The sequence below is a fragment of the Clostridium brassicae genome (assembly GCF_026738875.1).
Taxonomy (GTDB): Bacteria; Bacillota; Clostridia; order Clostridiales; family Clostridiaceae; genus Clostridium_H; species Clostridium_H brassicae.
In genome coordinates, this window is record NZ_JAPQFJ010000010.1 from 37802 (window position 1) to 60321 (window position 22520).

20 protein-coding genes are annotated in these 22520 nt (G+C 27.9%); 14 read left to right on the forward strand and 6 right to left on the reverse strand.

What is annotated here, in order from left to right; translation table 11 throughout:
• Nucleotides 1-44: 44 nt before the first annotated feature.
• Together OW729_RS10610 and OW729_RS10615 are read right to left on the reverse strand one after the other, a co-directional pair.
• Nucleotides 45-1565, reverse strand: a complete 1521-nt coding sequence (locus OW729_RS10610; RefSeq protein WP_268061481.1) for a sensor domain-containing diguanylate cyclase — start codon at nt 1563-1565, stop codon at nt 45-47.
• 169 nt (nt 1566-1734) lie between these two features.
• Nucleotides 1735-3171: an alanine/glycine:cation symporter family protein gene (locus OW729_RS10615; protein ID WP_407647666.1), complete on the reverse strand. Its 1437-nt coding sequence runs from the start codon at nt 3169-3171 to the stop codon at nt 1735-1737.
• Nucleotides 3172-3414: 243 nt separating this feature from the next.
• Between OW729_RS10615 and OW729_RS10620 the strand changes: the two genes are divergently transcribed.
• The 5 genes from OW729_RS10620 to OW729_RS10640 all read left to right on the forward strand — a co-directional run bounded on the left by OW729_RS10620 (nt 3415) and on the right by OW729_RS10640 (nt 8787).
• Complete coding sequence (locus OW729_RS10620) at nt 3415-4596, forward strand: CaiB/BaiF CoA transferase family protein (protein WP_268061483.1); 1182 nt, start codon at nt 3415-3417, stop codon at nt 4594-4596.
• A gap of 296 nt (nt 4597-4892) precedes the next feature.
• A complete protein-coding gene (locus OW729_RS10625; RefSeq protein WP_268061484.1) occupies nt 4893-5984 on the forward strand; it encodes a GerAB/ArcD/ProY family transporter in 1092 nt (363 codons plus the stop codon).
• Complete coding sequence (locus OW729_RS10630) at nt 5968-7104, forward strand: Ger(x)C family spore germination protein (protein ID WP_268061485.1); 1137 nt, start codon at nt 5968-5970, stop codon at nt 7102-7104. Before OW729_RS10625 ends, OW729_RS10630 begins: the two co-directional genes overlap by 17 nt.
• Nucleotides 7105-7125: 21 nt before the next feature.
• Nucleotides 7126-8550 carry a spore germination protein gene (locus OW729_RS10635; protein WP_268061486.1) on the forward strand — a complete coding sequence of 475 codons (1425 nt, stop codon included), beginning with the start codon at nt 7126-7128 and terminating at the stop codon, nt 8548-8550.
• 105 nt (nt 8551-8655) lie between these two features.
• Nucleotides 8656-8787, forward strand: a complete 132-nt coding sequence (locus OW729_RS10640) for a hypothetical protein (RefSeq protein WP_268061487.1) — start codon at nt 8656-8658, stop codon at nt 8785-8787.
• A gap of 107 nt (nt 8788-8894) precedes the next feature.
• Here the strand turns inward: OW729_RS10640 and OW729_RS10645 are convergent, their stop codons facing one another.
• Nucleotides 8895-9029 carry a hypothetical protein gene (locus OW729_RS10645; protein WP_268061488.1) on the reverse strand — a complete coding sequence of 45 codons (135 nt, stop codon included), beginning with the start codon at nt 9027-9029 and terminating at the stop codon, nt 8895-8897.
• 370 nt (nt 9030-9399) lie between these two features.
• On the opposite strand from OW729_RS10645, the gene OW729_RS10650 reads away from it, so the two are divergent.
• The gene (locus OW729_RS10650) at nt 9400-10794 is read left to right on the forward strand and encodes a sodium:solute symporter family protein (RefSeq protein ID WP_268061490.1); all 1395 of its coding nucleotides are present in this window, start codon (nt 9400-9402) and stop codon (nt 10792-10794) included.
• 113 nt (nt 10795-10907) lie between these two features.
• On the opposite strand, the gene OW729_RS10655 is transcribed toward OW729_RS10650, so the two are convergent.
• On the reverse strand, nt 10908-11927 hold the full coding sequence (locus OW729_RS10655) for a PTS transporter subunit IIC (protein WP_268061491.1): 1020 nt from the start codon (nt 11925-11927) through the stop codon (nt 10908-10910).
• 470 nt (nt 11928-12397) lie between these two features.
• Here OW729_RS10655 and pxpB point away from each other — a divergent pair, with 470 nt between their 5' ends.
• The 6 genes from pxpB (at nt 12398) to OW729_RS10685 (ending at nt 17596) form a co-directional block, all read left to right on the forward strand.
• Nucleotides 12398-13156 (forward strand): 5-oxoprolinase subunit PxpB, encoded by a 759-nt coding sequence (gene pxpB / locus OW729_RS10660; RefSeq protein WP_326498372.1) that lies wholly within the window; start codon nt 12398-12400, stop codon nt 13154-13156.
• Complete coding sequence (locus OW729_RS10665) at nt 13147-14151, forward strand: 5-oxoprolinase subunit C family protein (protein WP_268061492.1); 1005 nt, start codon at nt 13147-13149, stop codon at nt 14149-14151. Before pxpB ends, OW729_RS10665 begins: the two co-directional genes overlap by 10 nt.
• 15 nt (nt 14152-14166) lie before the next feature.
• Nucleotides 14167-14922 carry a LamB/YcsF family protein gene (locus tag OW729_RS10670; RefSeq protein WP_268061493.1) on the forward strand — a complete coding sequence of 252 codons (756 nt, stop codon included), beginning with the start codon at nt 14167-14169 and terminating at the stop codon, nt 14920-14922.
• A 91-nt stretch (nt 14923-15013) separates the two neighbouring features.
• Entirely contained in the window at nt 15014-16210 is a 1197-nt protein-coding gene (locus OW729_RS10675; protein WP_407647661.1) for an NRAMP family divalent metal transporter, read from the forward strand.
• Between the two features lie 20 nt (nt 16211-16230).
• Nucleotides 16231-16716, forward strand: a complete 486-nt coding sequence (accB, locus tag OW729_RS10680; protein WP_268061494.1) for an acetyl-CoA carboxylase biotin carboxyl carrier protein — start codon at nt 16231-16233, stop codon at nt 16714-16716.
• A 544-nt stretch (nt 16717-17260) separates the two neighbouring features.
• Nucleotides 17261-17596, forward strand: a complete 336-nt coding sequence (locus OW729_RS10685) for a DUF3784 domain-containing protein (protein ID WP_268061495.1) — start codon at nt 17261-17263, stop codon at nt 17594-17596.
• Nucleotides 17597-17767: 171 nt separating this feature from the next.
• Here the strand turns inward: OW729_RS10685 and OW729_RS10690 are convergent, their stop codons facing one another.
• Nucleotides 17768-18967: a pyridoxal phosphate-dependent aminotransferase gene (locus OW729_RS10690; RefSeq protein WP_268061496.1), complete on the reverse strand. Its 1200-nt coding sequence runs from the start codon at nt 18965-18967 to the stop codon at nt 17768-17770.
• Between the two features lie 238 nt (nt 18968-19205).
• Nucleotides 19206-19355, reverse strand: a complete 150-nt coding sequence (locus tag OW729_RS10695; RefSeq protein ID WP_268061497.1) for a hypothetical protein — start codon at nt 19353-19355, stop codon at nt 19206-19208.
• 346 nt (nt 19356-19701) lie between these two features.
• On the opposite strand from OW729_RS10695, the gene OW729_RS10700 reads away from it, so the two are divergent.
• The gene (locus OW729_RS10700; RefSeq protein WP_268061498.1) at nt 19702-20532 is read left to right on the forward strand and encodes an alpha/beta hydrolase; all 831 of its coding nucleotides are present in this window, start codon (nt 19702-19704) and stop codon (nt 20530-20532) included.
• Nucleotides 20533-20588: 56 nt separating this feature from the next.
• Nucleotides 20589-22460: an EAL domain-containing protein gene (locus OW729_RS10705; protein ID WP_268061499.1), complete on the forward strand. Its 1872-nt coding sequence runs from the start codon at nt 20589-20591 to the stop codon at nt 22458-22460.
• Nucleotides 22461-22520 lie beyond the last annotated feature (60 nt).

Genomic DNA, 22520 nt, shown 5'->3' on the forward strand with positions numbered 1-22520 from the left:
TATACTTAAAGCTGCTTAGATTTTTATGAAGTTATGTTTAATGTTTATTCATTAGAATAAATTTTATAGGAGTTTCCATTCTCTTTTTTTGCAATATACATTGTAGAATCAGCATAATCTATTAAAGTACGAATATCATAAGTATGTTCAGGGTAAATGCTAATACCAATACTAATAGTAGAGTAAATAGTACAATCATTGTATTTCATAGGCTCTTCTAAGGCAGTACAAACTTTTATAGCTAATAATTCTATATCTTTTAAAGAAGAAATGTTCTTTTGTATAATTACAAACTCATCTCCACCAAGTCTCCCTAATATACAATTTTCATCTAGTACATTTTTAACGATGTTTGCCATTTTTTTTAATACAAAATCTCCACAATGGTGTCCAAATTTATCGTTAATTCCTTTAAAATTATTTAGGTCCATATAAAACAAAGCAAACTTATTTTTAGTGTCTTTAGATAAGTCATTTAATATTTGCATTATTTTTTTTCTGTTAGGTATTTCTGTTAAGGGATCATGATATGCCATATATAGTAATTGGTTTTGAGAATTTTCTAGTGCATTAAGTAAACTATTAAAGTCTCTATTTAGTTCTGTTATTTCATCCTCATTTTGTGAAGAATCTCTTATTCTTAATGAGAAATCTCCAGAGTTTTTTATTTTTATAACAACATTTCTTATGTTTATAACTCTTTTCAGTATGATTTCATTCATAAATGTAAAAAACATACATGTAGAGAAAAAAATAACAAAAAATAATAAAATCATGTACATGTATACACTATTTTCAACAGTATTATAAATCTCTCTGTTTACAGACAATTCCATAAAAAGTGCGTTTTCTCCAAATATGTCTTTAAGAAAAATATATTCATGCAGTGTATTCTTATTTTTAATATTTATAAAAATATTATTGTCTATGTTATAGTCGAATTTTTCTGGTTTTACTACTTGTGTATGTAATCTCAAATTTTTATATAAATATTCAATGTTAGTGCTTTCTAAAGGTTTAACTAAAAGAAAAGCTCCGTTAGATAAATTAGAATTTTCTTTAATTACAGGATGGCAATTTATTAAAAAAGGAGTATTATCAATAACTAGTATTCCTGTAATGCTTTTAGAAAGATTAAGAGAAGTCACTTTAGTTATAATTTGTTTATTAATGTTTATGTTCGAATTACTTGTCACATTAAAATTTTCATATGGAGTTCCACTATAAACTATATTTTTAGAATTATCTATAAAAGCAAAAAAACATATTTGTTGATGTTTGAAAGTTTCCATAGTAGAAAAATTTGATTTAATATAATCTTTATTATGGTTTTTCATAAATTCATATGTTTCATTCCAATTAGAATATTCAAGGTTAGTTAAAGACATAGTCTGGATTTCTTTATCTATGAAATTCAATATAGAATTAGCATTTTTTGATACCTCAGTTACTTCTAAATTGGTTGCTCTTTTTAGAAATATATTATGTGATGCAATAAATAAAATTAAAATTGAAGTTAAAAATACGAATATAGATGCACTGAATACTCGTTCATATAGTTTCATTTAATATCTCCCACCACTTTAATAAAGATAAATATAAATACATATATACTTAGTATTGAAAAAGATATATACATTATACTACTTTAATTATAATTAAAAATAAAAATAGTACAATAAAAAATGGCCAATTGAAATTTGTTAATATTTTACAATTGGCCATTACTTACTTTTATGCGTCTAAAATCTCTGATTTTTCTCTTTGCCAGCACTCTAAATTATTTAATCCATTAATATTATCTGCATAGAACACGGGACTCTTACCATCTTTTCTTTGTTTGGTATAATCTTTTAACGCTTTAAAAGCAATGTTAGAAAGTTTTGCAATAGCAATTAAGTTAGTAACAGCCATTAATCCCATAAATAAGTCGGCTGCATCCCAAACTATTTGGATTTTTGAAATTGATCCAAATATAACCATAGCCAGTACTAGGAATCTATAAATGGTTAACCAAGCTATATTTCCGTTCAAAAATTCTATATTTGTTTCTCCATAATAGTAATTACCTATTATGGAACTGAAAGCAAAAAGTAATATACAAATTGCTATGAACGTATTTCCCCAAGAACCAACCTGAGAACTAAGGGCAGCTTGAGTAAGTTGAATTCCTTCCAACCCTTTAGTTAAATGTGATCCTGAAAGAAGAATTATAAAAGAAGTAGCACTACAAATTAAAATAGTATCAGTAAATACACCTAAGGTTTGAATAAATCCTTGCTTTACAGGATGAGTTACATCAGCTGTTGCTGCAGCGTTTGGTGCACTTCCCATTCCTGCTTCATTTGAGAAAAGACCTCTTTTAATACCCATCATTATAGTTGCGCCAATACTTCCACCAATAGCTTGTTCAAATCCGAAAGCGCTTTTGATAATAAGGGCGAATATGCTTGGAATCTGAGAAAAATTTTTCCCTACAACAAACAAGGCAACGGTAACGTATCCAATAGCCATTATTGGTACTATTAATTCAACAATTCTGGCTATTCTTTTTACTCCACCAAAAATAATTAATGCTGTACATACTGTTATTGCAATACCAACAAAAAGTCTTTTTGTACCAAAAGCTTGTTCAAATGCAAAAGTAATTGTATTTGCTTGAACAGCATTGAATACAAATCCATAAGATAAAGTAATTAAAATAGAGAAAAATACTCCCATCCATTTTTTATTTAGTCCTTTTTCCATATAGTAAGCAGGACCACCTCTAAAACCGTGTTTATCTTTAACTTTATAAATTTGAGCTAATGTGCTTTCAACAAAACTTGAGCCAGCACCAATTAAAGCTATTAGCCACATCCAAAAGACTGCACCTGGGCCGCCTAAAGATATAGCTATAGCTACTCCAGCTAAGTTACCAGTTCCTACTCTAGAAGCTGTACTTATACAGAAGGCTTGGAAAGATGAAACGCCTTTATGTTCTTCGTTATTTGAAGAAATAGAGTTGCTTGCTCCTTCGCCTAATAGTCTAAACATATGTCCGAAATATTTAAATTGAACAAAATTAGATTTAATCGTAAAATAAAGACCCAGTACAATTAGTAAACCAATTAATACATATGACCATAGTATAGAATTACATTGAGAAATTACATTTTGAATAAAACTCAGCATTAAATAGCACTCCTTTTATTTTTTAGTGTCTTTTAATATATATTTTATCAGAAAATATGACGTATATAAATTTTTTTATTATTGAAAATATTCAATTAACTGAATAATATTAGAAATTGAAGTCATTTTTTCAAGTTGGAAAGTAGTTTTAGGTAGTATTTAGACCTATAGGTTTGAATTGATTGAAGTATTTGCTATAATTATACTTGTATTTAATATATTGGGATAGGGGGAAGAAGTATGAGTTTGCCGTTAGAAGGAATTAGAATTTTAGATTTATCAAGATATCTTCCAGGGCCACTTTGTACACAAATATTAGCTGATTTTGGAGGGGAAGTTATTAAAATAGAACAACCTAATACAGGAGAACTTGGAAGAAAATTAGCTCCGCTCATAGAAGGGGAAAGTTCTAGGTTTTTTTCTGTAAATCGTAATAAAAAAAGTATAACTCTCGATTTAAAAAAAGAAGAGGGAAAGGAAATATTTAAAAAATTAGTAGCAGATTGTGATGTTGTATTAGATCAATTTAGACCAGGTGTTATGGATAAGATGGGATTAGGATATGAAGTTTTAAAAAATATAAATGAGGAATTAATATATTGCTCATTAACTGGATATGGATTAGATGGACCTTTAAGAGATGCTGCTGGACATGATCTTAACTATTTAAGTTTAGCAGGAGTTACTGACCAAATAGGAAATAACAATGAAAATCCAGCTATAAGTGGAGTTCAAATAGCAGATACAGCAGCAGGATCTTTATATTCTGTTATAGCTATTTTATTAGCATTATTAAGTAGGGAAAAAACAGGTAAGGGTCAACTTTGTGATGTAGCTATGATGGATGGATCTATATCTTTATTAGCCTATGCATTAGGAGAATGGTCTGGGTCAGGAAGTCTTCCACAGAGAGGAAATGAAACTCTAACAGGTGGATACGCATGTTATCATGTATATAAGACTAAAGACGAAAAATATGTTAGTCTTGGAGCAGTGGAAGATAAGTTTTGGAGGGAATTTTGCCAAAGAATAGATAGAAAAGAATATATAGATACTCAATGGGATAAAGTAAAACAAGAAAATATAATAGAAGATATAAGCAATATTATTAGTGAAAAGACTAGAGATGAGTGGGTGGAATTTTTGTCTACCAGTAATATATGTTTTACTCCTGTTTTGAATATGGAAGAAATGTGCTCACATCCTCAAGTAATGGCAAGGAATATGGTAAATAAAATATCTAATTTTAAAAATTCAGGGAAAGATATGGTTTTAACAGGAGTTCCAATAAAGTTATCTGATACTCCTGGACAAGCAAAATATATTTTCCCTGAGTTGGGAGAAAATAATGAAGAGATATTTACAGCTATAGGGTATTCAAAAGAAGATATAGATAATTTTTATAAAAAGGCAGTTATTTAAATAAATTGGACAAGTCATTTTGGACTTGTCTTTATTTTGAAGAAAGTAGGTTACCACATAAGCTATTTAGCTTACATATTATGTGGTAACCTATTTTTATATCTAAGAGGATATGTACTAGTGTCAATAATTGACTTAAAGCTAATTTTAACTTAGTTTTTTAAAATTAAACCTCTCTTTTAAAGAATGTAGGTAGTATAAATTTTATTCTAGTACCAAATTTATGATTGATATCTGAGAATAATATACAGTATATTTTGGCAAACTATTATATATACTTAGGGAGGTATATATTAATGAAAGATTTTCTTACAAATAGACAAATTGCTTTCATACTTTTGGGAGTTATTATGGGGTTTGGAAATTTAGAACTTCCTAAGAATATAGCTGAAAAAGTAGGTACGGGAGCATGGATTGCTATATTGATTGCAACATGTATAGCTTGTGTAATGGTTTGGATAAATACATATGTTTCATATATCTATAAAGAGCAGACACTATATGAATATGGAGAATTATTGTTAGGAAAAACCTTAAGAACAATAATTGTAGTTATATATATAGTTTTTTTCTTTGTTAGTGTAACTTATATAGTTGAAAATTCAAGTTTAGTTATAAAACTTACAATACTTCTGAAAACGCCGCTTTGGGTAATATGTTTAATTTACTATTTAATTACATATTATGCAGTAACAAAAGGAATAAGAGTTATTGCAAGAATATGCGAATTATATGGAATAGTAATAATTGTTTCTATTATTATTACTCACTTACTTATGTTTACAGAAGGAAAGTTAATAAATATAAGACCTTTTTTTTATCCATTAGAAGTTAAATCATATATTAAAGGAATTATTGAAATGGTTTTTCCGTTTTTAGGAATGGAATTATTAAGTATTATACCTATGAATGAAAAAAACGAAGGAGTATGGAAACAGAATGTTTTTATGGTAGCGCTTATAGGAGGTATGTATGTCTTAATAGTAGAGTCATGCATTTCAGTAATGGGAGTAGATGATATAGTACATTATAATGATGCATTGTTAGCTGTGATTAGAAGAATAGATATTTCTTATTTAGAATTATTTAAGAGATTAGACGGGATATTTATAATTTCTTGGATTATGGGTATATTTTCTACGTTGGTTATTTATTCATATGGTACGTCTTATTTATTAAGTAATTATTTTAAAAAAACTAATATAAATTTTTTAACGGGAGTTATTCTCATGATATCTTTTGTTATAACTATTTTGCCAAAAAGAAATTATATTCAAATGCCTATGATTGTTAAAATCATCAAATATCTAGGAGTGTTTTGTACAGTTATTGTACCAATAATATTATTTATTATTACAAAGGTGAAAAAGTATGATGAAAAAATTTAATAAGATTTTTAGTATATGTATTATTATGTTATTTTCTATATTTTTAATAGGATGTTGGGATTATGGGGATATTAATAAAAAAAATATTGTAATTTCAATAGGTATTGATCGCATGGGAGATATGCTAGAAATCTCAGGAGAAGTATCTAAACTTTTTTCTAAATTAGAAGAAAAAGGAAAAACGAATGTAACAAGTGTTTATACAGATTTGTCTTATGGAAAAACGTTAGAAGAGGCTAGAGTGGATTTTAGTAGTAAACGTCCATATGAAACTTTTTTAGGAGCAACAAGAGTTGTGGTTTTTGGAAGAAAATATGCTAGGGAAGGAATTGAACCATATATAAATAGAATTAATAAAACATATGACTATAGAAAAGCTGTTCTTGCATTTGTTAGTCGTGAACCACCATCACAGCTTTTTAGTAAAGACATACAGAATCATCTATCAGTAGGATTTTTTTTAGAAGATAATATAAATTTTCTCACTAATAAGGGAATGGCTATAAATAAAAATATTGGGGAAATTCTTTCTGATATAGCAATGGGTGATGTAGGATATATGCTTCCGTATGTGGGAATAGAGCAGCAGAATGTTAGATACTTAGGATTAGCTGTTATGAGAGATTCTAAGCTAATAGATATTATTGATATAAAGGATACTGATGGAATTTTATATATTCAGGGAAAAAATATTAGTAGAGAAGAGACAATAAACAGTCTTAAAGACCCTAAAAACAAGTTAAGCTTCGATACTAAAATAAATAAAAGAGATATTAAAGTGAAATATAAAGATAAAAAAATTGTTATAAATATAGATTTGGATTTAGATGCTAAGCTTTCATATCAGTATTATTTAGATCCTTTAAATAACAAGGAATTGAAAGAATTCGAACATCTTATATCAGATAAAATAAAAAAGGATATAGAATTAAGTGTAAAAAGGTCACAAGACAACAAATGTGATATGTTTGGATTTGCAAGGTATTTTAGAGCTGATGACCCTAAAAACTATAAAAATATAAATTGGAGAGAAAATTATGACAAAGCAGATGTCATAGTTAATGTGAAAACAAAAATTGTAAGTATGAATTTATCTGATTATAAAGTTAAACATAAATAATTAGAATGATGTGGTGAAAGCATGAAGAACACTAAATATGAAAAAATTATAAAAAATAATATGATACAGAATTTGGGGATTAATATAAGAGAGATATATAATGCAAATAAAGAAATATTTATATTATATATACCAGAAATTACAGATAGAAAAAGAATTTCAGAAGATATAATAAAACCTATATTACAATATGATAAGCAAGAGATTACAATAGATTTGATTTTAAAATCTATTGTTTACATGGATGATGTTGATAATGATAGTGATGAAAATAAAATTATAGATTATGTTATAAAAGGAAGATGTGTAATAATCTTGCCTACAGAGGAAAGATATATAATAGCTAATACTTATAAAGTTGATAAAAGAAATGTAGAAGCTCCAGCTATACAATCGTCTTTAAAGGGACCAAGAGACTCGTTTACTGAAAGTTTTGATACAAACTTATCATTAATACATTATAGGCTAAAAGATGAAGCACTTAGAATAGAAAAATTTAGTGTGGGGAAGAGAACAAAAACAAGTACTGCTGTAATTTATATTGAAGATATAGCTAATACTAAATATGTTAATGAAGTAAAGAGTAAGTTAAAAAAAATAGATGTTGATGGGATAATCGACTCCTCATATATTGAGAAATTTATAAAGAAAAAAACATGGGGCTTATTTCCAGAAGTTGGCATATGTGAAAGGCCTGATAAAGCGTGTGCAGAAATGTTAAAAGGTAAAATATGTATTCTTGTTGAAGGAAGCAATTTAACACTAATTTTACCAAAGACATTTATAGAATTTTTAGATGCTAGTGATGATCATTATGAAAATACTTATATATCTATATCTTTAAAGTTTTTGAGAGTTCTTTCGTTAATGATAACCTTAATGTTATCACCATTTTATATTGCTGTTATGAGCTTTCATCCAGATATTCTTCCGGCTAATTATATATTGACTTTAGCAGAAGCAAGATCTACTGTACCTATAAGTAATATAGTAGAAATTACAATTATGGAAATAGTATCAGAAATACTTAAAGAAGCAAGTCTGAGGCTTCCAAAACAAATAGGTGCTGCTATAGGTATTGTTGGAACTATCGTAATTGGTCAAGCGGCTGTTACAGCCAGAATAGTAAGTCCACTTACAGTAATTATTATTGCTTTATCTACAATGACTTCTTTTATAGCTCCAGATCAATTACTTTTAAAACCAATTATAATACTAAAATTTATGTTGATTTTTTTAACAGGAGTATTTGGAATATTTGGTTATACAATAGGAATTACTTTTATTGTAATTAGTATAGCTTCTAATGAAAGTCTAGAAGTACCTTTTACTGCTCCACTAGCTCCATCAAATTTAGGAGATTTGAAAGAATATATTTTTAGTGATATAAAATTAAACAAAAAAAGACCTTCTTTTTTAAGGACAAAAGATAAAACAAGACAGTAAAAAAGATTTAAGGATAGTATATATGACATGAATTAAAAAAAATATAGATAACACACATATGGAATATTACCTAATTGAACTCAATAGTATAATAAGGGGTGATTTTTGAGTAAAAATGCTGAGATCACTATAGCTGTTAGTGCGGGAATTGGATTATTCATAGCTTTTATAGGATTCCAAAATGAAAAGATAGTTATAAGTGACAAAGTTACATTAGTTACTTATAGAAAACTCTAAGAATTTATAAAAATTTATAATTCTTAGAGTTTTCACTTACATAGGATTTACAATTACATGAAATATTAAAATAATGAAAGTGTTGTTTAATGTTTTTTACTAGTAAATTATTTATTATTTAAGTACATACCTACTAATATTCCACGCATAAAACTACAGCCAATAATACTTGCAAGGAACATTTTCTCATGCTTATTTAAACAATTGAAATGATGATTGTTCATAATTCTACATCTCTTCATAAGAACACCTCCTAATGTTAGTATTCAAATTTAGAAACATGTTTATGAGTTTTTTATTAAACTTTATATATTAAATTTGAGAATATTTTGTGTTGTTTAGGAATTTTTGATAATATAAATATATGTAAAAAAGATATGATTATAAACAGGGTTCTTGTCTTTAGAGGGAGTTTTATCCCATCTAAAGCTTAGAAATCGTTATCCAGGGATGCAAACGCTCTTTACTCCTATTTTGTAGAAGATAGAAGTATTAAAGCGGGTAGTCATCGGATAAAGTTCTTTTAGATTTAGATGGATTGTATTTAAAAATATTTCCCTCAATCTAAATATATATAGACAAATTTTAAATAATATAAAGTGGGAGATTAATATGAAGATTATAGTAGTTAGCGCAATTATTACTCTAATATTTACTGGCATAGCAGGATATTTAGGAAATTTAAGAGTTAAAACAACTAAGGATTTTATAACAGGAGGAAGTAAGCTAGGTGTATTAGGACTTACTAGTATGTTAATGGGTACTATAATTGGTGGTGCAGCCACAGTAGGAACTGTTCAGATGGCTTATAATCATGGAGTTGTAGCTATATGGTTTATAACAGGACTATCTATAGCTAGTATAATATTAGGATTATTTTATTCAAAGCAGGCAGATAGAAAGAATTTTGAAACTATACCACAGATTATTGGAAGTACATATGGAAAAAAATCTAGGACTTGCTCCAGTTTATTATTATCTATGGGAATGTTCATACATGTAAATGGGCAAGTAATTGCTTGTAGTGCTTTATTTACGGCTATATTTGGAATTGGTATGAATAAAACTACTGGTATAGTGGTTTTATTGCTTGTTACATATGTAGTTTTTGGAGGGTTTTGGGGAAGTGCTGTGGTCGGAGGAATAAAAACAGTACTTTTATATGTTACAAGTTTAATATGTGGAGGTATATTAATCTTTAAGCTTAATGCTCCAAAAGAAATTATAACCTTTTTCCCAAAAGATCCTTGGCTTAATTTGTTTAGTGGAAGTATTTCAGAAGATATAGCTTCTGTTTTATCTACTATAGTAGGAATTTTATCTACTCAAACTTTCTTTCAGACTATAATAGCAGGGAAAAATAGTAAGGTATCTAGAAAAAGTGCTTTTTTGACAGCTTTCTTTGTATTACCTGTAGGAATAATATGTACTTTTATAGGAATGTATATGAGAATACATTATCCAGGTATTCAAGCTAAGGAGGCTTTCCCTTTGTTTTTGATTAAACATTTGCATCCAGTTATAGCTGGAATTTCTATAGCAACAATTTTAATTTCATCTATAGCTGCTGGGGCAGGATTGTCATTAGGAATTGCAACTATGTTTGCTCGAGATATATATAAAACTATAATAAATCCATCATGTAGTGATAAAAAACAATTGGCTGTATTAAAAGTAAGTATAATAATTATAGGTATTGCTACTTTTTTCATTGTAATAAAAAATAAAAATTCTATGATATTGGAATGGGGATTTATATCTATGGTATTCAGAGCTACCCCGATATTTGTTCCTACATTGGTAGCAATGCTATTTAAAGATAAGATAAATCCTAAAGCAGGAATATATGCAATTATATTAGCTCCAGTTATGAGTGGATTATGGATAATTTTAGGATTACCTAAAATAAGTTCTATATACGTAGGGTTAATTACTAGTGCTACTGTATTATTAGTGGCTACAAAGTATTTTGATAGTAAGAATATAAAATATAATAAAACAGTATAAATGAAAAAAAGATTATAGCAAAATAAATTTTATACATAATATGTTGATTGATTTATAGGGTAATCAATCAACATATTATGTTGTTTTTTTGTTCAGATATAGCATTTTTTGGTTTAAATATTCAATTTCATATCTTCAAATTTAATCCATCCTTTCTTTCGCATAAATTCAGAAAAAATTATAGATAAAAATGCTGGAGCAATAAATTCAAGTAAAGCAATCCTAAACAATAATGATTTAAAGTCTAAAGAATATTCCATTGCTTTAAATGTGCATAGTGGACCAACTAAGCCACTTGTACCCATACCAGCACCTATAGGAATATTTTCTAATTTTAATATAGTAGTAGAAACAGGACCTAAAATTGCTCCAGTGAGTGTTGGTGGAATTAATATTAGAGGGTTTTTAAAAATATTAGGTACTTGAAGCATGGAAGTACCTATACCTTGTGATATTAAACCTGAGAATTTATTTTCTCTGTAGCTAGATACAGCAAATCCAATCATTTGAGCACAACAACCTACTGTAGCAGCACCGGCTGCGAGACCAGACATGTTTAACGATATTGCAATAGCTGCACTGCTTATAGGTGCAGTTAAGGCAATTCCCATAAGAGTTGCAACTATAACACCCATAGGTATTGGATGAAGATTAGTGGCTATGGTTATTGTATTACCTAAGTTTGTCATAAAAGAAGAAATGTATGGACCAACAAATTTACCACTTAGACTTCCTGAAATTATAGTTATTGAAGGAACTAAGATAATATCGATTTTAGTTTTACCAGCTATTAATTCACCTATTTCAGCTCCAAAGGTTGAAGCTATATAGGCACCTACTGGCCCTCCCAAAGTATATCCAAAGGCTCCTGTTGCAGCAGATGAGAATATTGTAAGTGGAGAGCATTCTAATCCGTAAGCTATAGCAACTCCTATAGAAGAACCTACCACTGGAGATTTTGCAGAAATAATATCTGTAAACATTTTAATAAATTCAAATCCTGGTATTTTAGAAATTTGTGATAAAATGAGTCCTATTATCAATGAAGAAAAAAGTCCTAATGCCATAAAACTTAATGCTTTGATAAGATAGCGGTTTAAAATTTTTTTAGTAATATCTCTATATTTTTTCATAATTATAATCCTTTCTAATTGTTTTTAAATATAAAATTTACTTTATAAAAATATAAATTTCCTCATATTTAGATTGTGCAATTTTTACTATTTTTAATTCATACATATAAAATTATTACTTTAAACTAGTGTTTTTTTTAACGCAAGTCAAAATATTAACAGTTAGAAGTGCGTGCTTAAAAAATGAATGAAATATAGTAGTGTATTTATTGCATATACATGAATGTAATATTATATAAATGAATAAAAAAAATCATAAAATTCAATAATGCTTGTGAATAGCATGAAAATAAGCATGGAAAAGAGTAAATAGAGAATATATGTATTGAAAATTATTCAATTCACAGAAATGAATAATTAAACATGAAATATTGTAAAAAAAACTTGCAAAAAGTAATGATTTGGAGTTAAAATATATTTATATGGTATTAGTGGAATTTAGATTGATAATTAGTGGGGAGGAAATTAAAGTGAAGCAAGATAAATTATTAGAAATAAATCCAATGGGAGAATGTGCTCTTATTGTAAAATTTAATAATAAAATTAATATAAATACTCATTTAAAAATAAAGGCTTTATCTCAATATTTAGATAAAAATCCTGTTAAAGGAATGATAGAATATGTTCCAGCATTTGTGACTATTACGATATTCTATAACCCATTAGAGGTAATTAAAGAGGCACAAGGATATGAACAATTAAAAAATAAAAGTCCTTATGAATTAATATCCTCAAAGATAGAGAAAATAGTTTATAAGCTTGAGGATAGGATCCAGGATAATCCAAGAATAGTTGAAATTCCTGTTTGTTATGGAGAAGAATTTGGTCCAGATTTAAAATTTGTTGCAGACTATAATAAGATTTCAATAGAAGAGGTTATAGATATTCATTCTAGTTGTGAGAATAGAGTTTATATGATTGGTTTTGCACCAGGATTTCCTTATCTTGCAGGAATGTCAGAAAAAATTGCAACTCCTAGAAGAAAGACTCCAAGAGTATCTATACCAGCAGGTTCTGTAGGAATAGCTGGTAGTCAAACAGGTGTATATCCTATTTCTACCCCAGGAGGATGGCAACTTATAGGGAAAACCCCATTAAACCTTTTTAGACCTGAAAACGAAGTTCCAAGCTTACTTCAAGCTGGTGATGTAGTTAAATTTAGGGCTATTTCTAAAGAAGAATATTATGAATTGAAGTACGGAGAACAAGGAGAATTAAAGTGGGCATAGAGGTAATAAGTCCAGGACTTTTAACAACAATACAGGATTTGGGTAGATATGGATTTAGAAAATATGGGGTAATTGTAAGTGGAGCAATGGATTCTTTTGCACATAGAGTTGCTAATATACTAGTAGGAAATGAAGAAGGAGAAGCTACACTAGAGATAACATTATTAGGACCTAAAATTTTAATGAATGAGGATACTTTAATTTCTATTTGTGGTGCTGATTTGTCTCCAAAAATAAATGATGTTTTTATGCCTATGTGGAGACCTGTATATGTAAAAAAAGGAAGTGTATTGAGTTTTGGAAAGAATAATTATGGAGCAAGAGCATATTTAGCTTTTGCTGGTTCTTTTAATATAGAAGGAGTCATGGGAAGTAAGAGTACTTATCTTAGGGCTGAGATTGGAGGATATGAAGGTAGACAAATTAAAAAAGGAGACATTTTAAGTTTAAAAGATTGTTCTGAAATCGGGAAAAAGATAATTTACACATTATCATTAAATGTTAATGATGATGGTTTTTCATATCCTAAATGGTTTGTATCTTCAAAAATTATTCCCAATTATATTAATAATTTTAACGTAAGAGTAGTTAAAGGAGGAGAGTTTGATTATTTTTGTGAAGATAGTAAAAAAGCTTTATTTAAAAATAGTTATTTAATAACTCCTCAATCAGATAGGATGGGCTATAGACTTAAAGGAGAGAACTTACAGTTAGAAGAGCCTTTAGAGATGATATCAGAAGCTGTAGCACTGGGAACAATACAAGTTCCAGCAGATGGAAATCCTATAATTCTTCTTGCAGATAGGCAGACTACAGGTGGATATCCCAAAATTGGACAGGTATCATCTATAGATATTCCAATTGTATCTCAAATGAAGCCTGGAGATAGGATTTCTTTTAGTAAAATTACTTTAAAGGAAGCTCAAGAATTATATATACAAAGAGAAAAAGATATACAAGATTTAAGACGAGGGTTGAATTTGAAAATTATGTAGGTTGAGGTGAGTTTTATGTATTCTGTAGATATAAATTGTGATATGGGAGAGAGTTTTGGAACCTATAAGATAGGTAATGATGAGAAAATTATGGAATTTATTTCTTCGGCTAATATTGCTTGTGGATTCCATGCAGGAGATCCAACTATCATGAATAAAACAGTAAAACTTTGTTTAGAAAAAAGTGTGTCAATAGGAGCTCATGTAGGATTTCAAGATTTAATTGGTTTTGGTAGAAGAAATATGAATATTACACCAAAAGAAGCCTATGAGATAACTATGTACCAAATTGGAGCGTTAAATGGTTTTGTTAAGTCTTACGGTGGAAAAATGAATCACGTAAAACCTCATGGAGCATTGTACAATATGGCAGCACAAGATGAAGAATTATCAAGAGCTATTTCAGAAGCAGTATATAAGATAGATCCAGAAATTATATTATTTGGACTTTCCAGAAGTAGATTAATAAAAGCAGCAGAGAATATAGGCTTAAGAGTTGCAAATGAGGTTTTTGCAGATAGAACTTATACAGATAGAGGAACACTTACCCCAAGAAAAGAAGAAAATGCTTTAATAAAAAATGAGGAAGAATCTGTAAGACAAGTAGTGAAAATGATAAAGACAGGAAAAGTAAATTCAACTACTGGGAAAGAGATTAATATTAAAGCAGATACTGTATGCATACATGGGGATGGGGAAAAAGCATTAGAGTTTGCAAAAAAAATAAGAAGTGAACTTATGATAAACAATATAACTATTAAAAGCATTTAAATTTGTTTCAAAATTAATTATAACAAAATAAAAAATTATTTACGATGCAATAGATAAGTTAAAAAGTACTTAATAAAGAGGGGGATATTTTTTGGAAAATAGAAAAAGTAAAATGAATTGGAGTGTTATTTTAGGCGCGGCATTCTTAATGGCCACTTCTGCCATAGGACCAGGATTTTTAACTCAAAGTACTGTATTTACAGGAAAACTTGGGGCAAGCTTTGGGTTTGTAATTTTAATATCTATAGTTTTAGATGTAGGAGCGCAACTTAATATTTGGAGAATTATCGTTGTATCTAAGAAAAGAGGGCAAGATATTGCTAATTTAGTAATACCAGGACTTGGTTATTTTGTAGCTGCTCTTGTAGTTATGGGAGGTTTGGCTTTCAATATTGGTAATATAGCTGGAGCTGGATTGGGTTTAAATGTTTTATTTAACATAGATCCTAAAGTAGGAGCTGTATTAAGTGCAGTTATAGCGATTACAATATTTCTTATTAAAGAAGCTGGAAAGGCTATGGATAGATTTGCACAAATTATGGGATTCATAATGATATTAGTTACTATATATGTAGTAACTACTGCAAATCCACCTTTAGCTACTGCTGTAGCCAAGACTTTTGCTCCAGACACTATAGATATGATGTCTATAGTTACTTTAGTGGGTGGAACTGTAGGAGGATATATAACTTTTGCTGGAGGGCATAGGCTATTGGATGCAGGGGTTCAAGGAGAAGAAGATATACCTAAAATGACAAGAAGTTGTTTTTCAGGGGTTGGAATAGCATCTTTGATGAGAATATTATTATTTCTTGCAACTCTTGCTGTTGTTTCAAAGGGATTAAAATTAGATCCAGCAAACCCACCAGCTTCAGTATTTAAACTTGCTGCTGGTAATATAGGATATAAAATATTTGGTATAGTAATGTGGTCAGCAGCAATAACTTCTGTTATAGGAGCTGCATATACATCAGTATCTTTTATTAAAACATTTAGTCCTTCTTTACAAAAAAATGAAAAGTTATTAATAATCGTTTTTATAGTTGTATCTACAATTGTGTTTACTTTTATAGGTAAACCAGTAAAAGTTTTAATTTTGGTTGGAGCACTAAATGGATTAATATTACCTATAACTTTAGGAACTATGCTTATTGCAGCTTATAGGAAGAATATTGTAGGTAACTATAAACATCCAATATGGATGACTATTTTTGGAGTTTTAGTTGTAGTTATAATGACTTATTTGGGTATTGATACTATGATAAATGAAATACCTAAATTGTTTTAATTAAAGAGAGGTGATTTTATATGGATACTAGAGAAATATGCGAAATAATTAAGGAGATTAGTAATTCTAATTTAACATTTGCTGAGATAAAATCAAAAGATATGTATATCAAACTTGAAAAGGGTGGAAATAATTCAAGTAATAGAACAATTAATGAATTAGATAATTCATCAAAAATGGAAGAGATAAGTGAGATTCAACATAGTAAAGAAAGTGCTAAAGAAATTAACAAAGAAACAGCTAATAGTGTTGAAGAGAAAAAGGCATTTGAAACAATAAATTCACCTTTAGTTGGAACTTTTTATATTTCGCCAGCTCCAGATAAAGAAGCTTACGTAAGTGTAGGTTCTAAAGTGAAAAAAGGAGATACGGTTTGTATAGTTGAAGCAATGAAACTTATGAATGAGATTGAATCCCCTTATGATGGAGAAATAGTAGAAGTGTTCATTGAAAATGAAGCAATGGTAGAATATAATCAACCATTATTTAAGATCAAAGTAAAATAGAATAATATTATGAAGTAATGAGTAACGGCATAGGAATAGGTTTTCCTAAATATATGTAATTATCCATTAAACCTTCAGTACGCAAAGAAGTACTATTTGTTTAGAGAATAAGCAATAATGCATAGTGAATAGTATAGGTTGAAATTTATTTTATCAATAAATTTCTATAATATAGTTAAAGATTTTGTCCAAAACAAAATCATCCTCTACTATTTCTTATTCTAATATTACGGTGTAATATTAGAATTCTACACCTTAAGTACTTCTAATTGTTACTTCAAAGTTTAATTCACTAACTACATTTATAAGAAAACCTTATTCTTATGCCTTAGTTTTTTGTAAGTAAATTAAATGTATTGTGTATATTGAGGGATAGAAGAAACAAAGGATGATTTGTTTCTTAGGTCAGAAAATCTTTAAATTAGGCTATGTTTTAAATAAATGTTGATAAATAATTGAATTTTAAAAAATTAGGTTATAATATAATGAATAATTGTAATCTATTGTGAGTTAGTTATTATGTTTATGAAAGGAGATGGGTATCATGAATATATGGGCAATAATATGTTTAATACTTGCAGTATTCTTTGGAATAATCTCAATTGTTTTTGCTTTATTAAAAGAAAAAGGTACAATATTAATTAGTGGATTTAATACTATTTCCAAAAAGGAAAGAGAAAAGTATGATAAAAAGAAAATGAGCATAGATATGAGAAATTCTCTTTTGCTTTGGTCTATAATTTTATTTTTGGGAACAATTTTAGGACATTTTGCTAGTAAGTATTGTGCAATTATAGCAATTATTATTTGGTTAAGTATTTTTTTAAAAGATGTTCATATTGATTCAGAAAAACCATTTGATAAATATAGGAAACCATAATAGCCCTTAATAAGGCTATTAAACAATCTTAATGAAATATAAATTGAAAGGACAAGTCTGAACTTGTCCTTTCAATTTATATTTCATTATCAACAATAATTTAAAACAGAGCCTTAAATTAAAACGATAAAGCCCTTAATGAAAAATAGATTTTTTATTAAGGGCTTATTTTTATTTAGTTTTTAAATTATTATAAGCTTCTATAGCATGAGTTAAGATAATCATTGCGTTTTCTATGTCATCAACGCTAGTACAGAATGAAAATCTAGCTTCGTTTTTACCTAGACCCTCTGTCCCATAGAAACCTGAGCCAGGAGCTATCATAACAGTTCTGCCTTCGTAATTATAGTCTGTTAGAAGCCATTTTGCAAATTCTTCAGTATCATCTACAGGTAGTTTAGCAAGGATATAAAAGGCTCCACAAGGTTTATCACATATAACTCCAGGTATTTTACTTAAATAATCAAACATTAAGTTTCTTCTTGAGTTATATTTAGATCTTACATCTTCGATATATGAGTCTAAAGTATTTATCAAATTAGAAGCTGCATATTGTTCAATAGTTGATACACAAAGTCTTGACTGACATAATTTTAGCATTTGATTAATTAGTTCTTTGTTTTTTGAAGCTACTAATCCTATTCTTGCCCCACACGCACTATAGTGTTTAGAAATACTATCTACTAAAATAACTCTATCAAGAATATCTTCCATATACATAGCAGAAACATATTGAATGTCGTCATAAACGAATTGTCTATAAACTTCATCTGAAATAAGATATAGATTATATTCTTTTGCTATATCTGCAAGCATCTTTAATTCGTCATAAGTGTATATAGTTCCAGTTGGGTTAACTGGGTTTGAAAATAAAATACACTTAGTTCTGTCAGTTATCTTGCTTATTATTTCTTCTTTTGGTGGAAGATGAAATTTATTCTCTATTTTTGTTATGAATGGTACTATTTTAGCACCAGCAATTTTAGCAAAACTATTGTAATTTGAATAGAATGGTTCTGGTACAAGCACTTCATCACCTGGATCACAAATAGCCATTAAAGCGAATAAGATAGCTTCACTACCACCATGAGTTATTAATATTTCTTCTTTAGCTAAATCAATATTCCATCTTTTATAAGCCTCTATAAAACTATTTATTAAATCAGGAATACCTCTAGAATCTGAATATTTTACTATTTTTTCATCGTAGTTAGTAACACCTTGAAAAAAAGAATCTGGTGTAACTACATTAGGTTGACCTATATTAAGACTATATACTTTGAGGCCTCTAGCTCTTGCATCATCTGCTAGAGGAACAAGTTTACGTATAGGTGAAAAATTCATATTTAATACTCTATTAGATATTTTCATATTTAAAAGCCCCCAAAATTAAATTAATTAAATTATATGATTAGAAAACTGTTTATGGCAAGTAAAACTTAATAAGTACTATAATAATATTTTATTATTTTTATAAAAATAATAAAGAGCCACTAGATTTATAATTTAACATGCTAGTGGCTATCTAAAAAATATATATTTAAATTAGTATGAAATTTTTATAAAGATATTAACCATTATATAGTGTAAACACTAATAATTAAATATATTATATACAACCAATGGATTGTTGAATTTGAGTATAAATATTTTTATCTATAGCCCCTATTAAAAAGAGGCGTTGTGCCAATTCTGCAATTTCATGTTTATTAATATCCTCTATTTTCATGGGTATAGTAATATGTACGATGTTATCCATTAAAAAACCTCCTAGGTAAATTTATTAAGTATTATTAACTTGGACATATATAAATATACAACAATATTTGCTTTTTATATATAGTTAAATGATACAAAGTTTTTAATTTTTTATTATTTAAACTAAATACATAAAAGATTAAAACATTTTTAATTAAAGGAATTTTCTTATAAATAAAGAATAATTATTTATATAAACAGGATTTTAACTTTTAGATGGATTTTTTAATCTACTTGAAAGTTAAGTATTCTTCACTTTGTATAATTTATAATAGTAGTTTAGCATTATTGTTATATTGAAATCAATAATTTAAAACAAAAAATATACATAGATAGGAGGGGACTTTATGGGAAAATTGATGGAAGAGAAACTAAAATCCTTTGATGAAACTGAATTGTACTATAGGGAAGACCTACCAGATAAAATGAAAGCCATTGTAATAATAGTTCATGGATTGTGTGAACATTTGGGAAGATATGATTATATTACAAAAAAATTTAATGCATTTGGATATGGAGTTTATAGATTTGATAATAGAGGACATGGAAGGTCTGGTGGAGAAAAAGGATATGTAGAAAATTTCATGAATTTTATTGAAGATACTGATAGTATAGTTAATTTATGTTCTAAAGAGAATCCAAAAATTCCTTTATTTATGTTAGGACACAGTATGGGTGGATATATAACTGCTGCTTATGGAAGTAAATATAAAGAGAAATTAGAAGGACAAATTCTGTCAGGTGCGGCTGTAATAGAATTACCTATCTTTCAACAATTAAAAGAAGAAAGACTTTTTGAAACAAACCCTAGAGGAAAAAGTCCTAATGCTTTATCAAACTTAATATGTAGAGATCCTGTGGTTGTTAAAGAATATGAAAATGATCCATTGGTTCTTAAAGAAACTACTTTTAAACTTTTAGGAGAAGTTTTTGTTAATGGAGTTAATTGGTTAAATAGTAACATAAAAAATTATACTTATCCTTGTTTAATATTACATGGAGAAAAAGATCAAATTGTTATAAATGAAGCATCTAAATGGATGTATTCAAATATATCTTCAACAGATAAAATGTTAAAGATTTATGATGAATGTTATCATGAAATTTTAAATGAGAAAGAAGAGAAGGATTTAATTGTAGAAGAGATTCACAAATGGATAGAAGATAGATTAAGATAAATTTGTAATTAATAATCTTAATAAGGATGAATAAAAGTAAAGGTAAAAGGTGTGTTATGGTAAAATATGATTTTTCTCAACTTATAGATATTACAAAGCTTCAATCCCTTATGGATGCTTTTTATAAAGCATCAGGTATCAGAACTAGTATTTTAGATTTGAAAGGTAATATATTGACTAGTTCTAAGTGGAATAGGGGAATAAGAGATTTTTATAGAACAAGTGCAGTAGCTGCTCCTAAATATGCACAAAATTATAAAAATTTTTTTAAGGAGTGTAATAATAAGAAAAAGTATATAATTTCACAACATGATAATGGAATGTATTATATAGGTACACCTATTTTAGTAGAGGAATGCCACTTAGCAACAATTGTCTATAGTCAATTCTATTTAGAAGGACATGAGCTTGAAATTTCTAGAAAGAAATTTGAAGAATCAAAAACTGATGAAACCGAATACAAAAATGACACTAAAAAAATTGAAGTAGTTAGTGTAGAAAAATTAAAATACATAATAGATTGTTTAGTAAAATTTTCAGAATGGGTTGGAGAAATGGGACACAACCAACTAAAACTTTTACAATTAAACGAAAAATTAAACGATAATTATGAAATTAGAGTGAAAACTGAAAAAGCAACAAAAAAACTAGCTTATTATAATCCTATAACAGAGTTAAGAAATAGAGCTTATGTAGTTAGAAAACTTCCAGCGGTAATAAATAACATAAAAAAAGACAAGTCCACAGTAGCTTTATGTATTTTAGATGTAGACAACTTTAAAGCTATTAATGATACTTTCGGTCATTTTATAGGAGATAAATTTTTGAAGGAAGTATCTGTAAGATTAAAAAAGGTTTTAGGTTTAACAGATGAAATATATCATATTGGAGGAGATGAATTTTTATTTTTAATAAAATCTGTAACAGATAAAAAGGTAATTGAAGATATGGGACAGAAGTTATTAAATACATTTAAGGAACCTTTCTATATAGAAAATCATGAAATTTATTATATTACTGCTAGCATGGGGATTGCGATGTTGACTTCTAAGAAGGATGGTTTTCAGGAACTTTTTAATTATGCAGATGATGCACTGCATTATGCTAAAAAAGAAGGGAAAGATAGATATAAGATATATACATCTAATATGCACTCTACTTTATATTGTGAAACGAAATTTAAGAATGATTTAAAGATGGCTTTAAACAATGATGAATTTAAGGTTTATTATCAGCCTAAAATAGATATTGTTAGTGGAAATATTTCGGGGGTTGAAGCTTTAGTAAGGTGGATAAGGCAAGATGGAAAAATTATTCCACCAAACAAATTTATTAGTTTTACAGAAAAGACAGGATTAATAGGAAATATAAGTGAAAAGGTTACGAGAAAGGCTTGTATTCAAAATAGGATGTGGCAGCAAGCTAAAGATATTAAATTTAGAACAGCTGTAAATCTTTCTGCTTTTCAACTTCAGGATAAAGAATTATTTGAAAAAATTCAATCAATACTAAAAGATACAGGATTATCGCCGGAATTTTTTGAGGTTGAAATAACTGAAAGTGTTATAATGAATAATTTTAAGCAATCAGTAAATACGTTAAATAGGCTTAGAGAAATAGGAGTTAAAGTATCTCTTGATGATTTTGGCACAGGTTATTCATCGCTAAATTATCTTAAAAATTTACCTATTGATTCTATAAAATTAGATAAATCTTTTGTTGACAATTTAACTATGGATTCAAAAGAAAGATTTATTGTGTCAACTATAATTAATTTATCTCATGGTGTTGATTTGAAAGTTATAGCAGAAGGTGTTGAAAGTAAAGAGCAGTTAAAAATTTTACAGGAATATAAATGTGATGAAATACAAGGATATTATTTTAGTAAACCAGTTCCACCAAAAGAATTTGAAATTAAATTTTTATAGATTAAGAAAAATTAATGTATCTACGTTATTTTGAAATTTTACAATTTTTTTAAATAAAAT